Origin of the sequence: Protofrankia sp. Cj3, assembly GCF_917627355.1 — a bacterium.
Taxonomy (GTDB): domain Bacteria; phylum Actinomycetota; class Actinomycetes; order Frankiales; family Frankiaceae; genus Protofrankia.
Window position 1 is genome coordinate 7,341 of record NZ_CAKJTR010000137.1, and the last position, 1,850, is coordinate 9,190.

At 65.9% G+C, this 1,850-nt stretch carries 1 protein-coding gene; it reads right to left on the minus strand.

Annotated elements, in window-relative coordinates; translation table 11 throughout:
* Nucleotides 1–1,374, minus strand: a 1,374-nt coding sequence (locus MJ783_RS17070; RefSeq protein WP_239311461.1) for an MMPL family transporter, incomplete at its 3' end; no start/stop codon positions are given.
* Between the last annotated feature and the right edge of the window lie 476 nt (nt 1,375–1,850).

The following is a 1,850-nucleotide window of genomic DNA, read 5'->3' on the forward strand; positions in this document are numbered from 1 at the left end:
ACCGGACGAAGCGGCAGACGGGTCGAAGACGACCGCGGCGACCTCCGGGTCGGCGTGCAGGCCATCCTGGAACCGGCTGAGCGCGGCGCGCAGCTGTGGATCATCCGCTCCACCGGGCTGGTGGGTATCAATAACGACTGCCGTCGGTGCCAGCGCGCCCCCGCCGACTGCCCCGGAGAGAATGTCGAGGCCCTGGACGCTCTCGAGATTGCGCGGGATGCCCTTGTTCGAGCCCGGCCCGAGCTCAAGGGCGGTGACGGGCAGCGCAAGCGTGCCGAGCAAAGCTGTGGTGCCAGCTGCGATGGCCACCGGATGGCGCATGATCGCCCGTGCGAAACGCGCCCAGAAGTTCTCCTCCGCCTCCCGCCGCTCGGTGATGGAGTGCGGTAGGAGCCGCACCCGATCGAGCTTCGCGGCCAGGAAGTACAGCAGCACGGGTAGCAGCGTGAGCGCGCAGATGACCGAGACGACCGGGATGAACAGGCCCCCGAGGCCGAAACCACGCATGAACGGCACCGGCATGGCCAGCATGAGCGCGAGACCGATGGCGACTGCCGTGCCGCTGAACACGACCGCGCGGCCGGCTGTCCGCATCGTGGCGACGATCGCGTCCGGTCTTTCCCTGCCGCGCCGCAGCTCCTCCCGATAACGGTAAATGATCAGCAACGAGTAGTCGACGGCGATGCCCAGGCCGATCAGCGTGACCAGGTTCTGCAGGTAGGTCGACAGCTCCATGTAGTGCGCGAAGATCCAAATGATCGCCAGGGTCGCGGGGATCGCCGCCGCCGCAAAGATCAGAGGGAGGAGAAAGGCGAGCGTCCCGAAGACGAACGCGAGGATGACGAGCGCGATCGGAATGGCGATGTAGAGCTCGCCGATCTGGAGGTCACGTTTGAACACTGGATCAAGATCATGCTCGATCGCGGCCTGGCCGGTGACGTAGAGCTGTGCACCCGGCACAGTGCCGGCCGCGGCACGCATCGTGCCGGTGTAGCCCTTCGCGTCGGCCGGCTCGAGATTTGACACGATACGGGCACTGACAACGGAGTCGGACAGCGGTTGCACCGATGCGACCACCCCGCTGGGAAGAACACCGGCCGCGCGGTGAGCCGCCTGGTCGACCGCGGGCACGAGCTGGCTGGCAGACCCCGGCGCGGTACGTACGACAAGCATGAAGGAACCGGTCGTCCGCTGGCCGAAACGGTCCTCAAGAATCTTCTCCGCCCGCTGGGTGTCGGTACCGGGAAGCGTGAAGCGGTTCGTCAGGAGGCCACTCAACCCGGACGCGGCCGCGCTCGACATGACGAACACAACCGCCCAGACCGCTACGACAGCCCATCGATAACGGATCATCGCGCGCGTCCAGCGTTCCATCGCAGCTACCTCGTTACCAGCGCATGCCTGGTGGCTCCCCGGTTGTCACCCGAGTGTGGACGCCGGCGGGCCGGCTCGCTCGGTGACCGTCCGCGGCACACGTCCCTTAGTGGTCGGCGCCGGAAGTTCATCCAGGGCCTGCCGGCGCCAGCCGGCGCCTCGCTTCGTTGTCGTCGGCCCCGGTAGAACACCGCTACCGGGGCCTCCTCCGCCTCGCGACGCATCCACCTGGCATCCGACAACCCCCGAAGGACTTCCAGCGCCGACCACTTAGCGCAACGCAACGATGACAGCCGCGACCGAGAGCAGGCTGCCCCTCCATAATGGGCAGTGTCAGATGATCAAAATAATTGTAAAAAACACAGAATGATGCTGGATGAGTGCCCGGCACCAGGGGAGCAACGTGGAACCGCGACCGTCGTTTCAGAATCTCTTATTTCGGCATCGGTACCCACCGAAGGCAGCCGTCGCGGGAA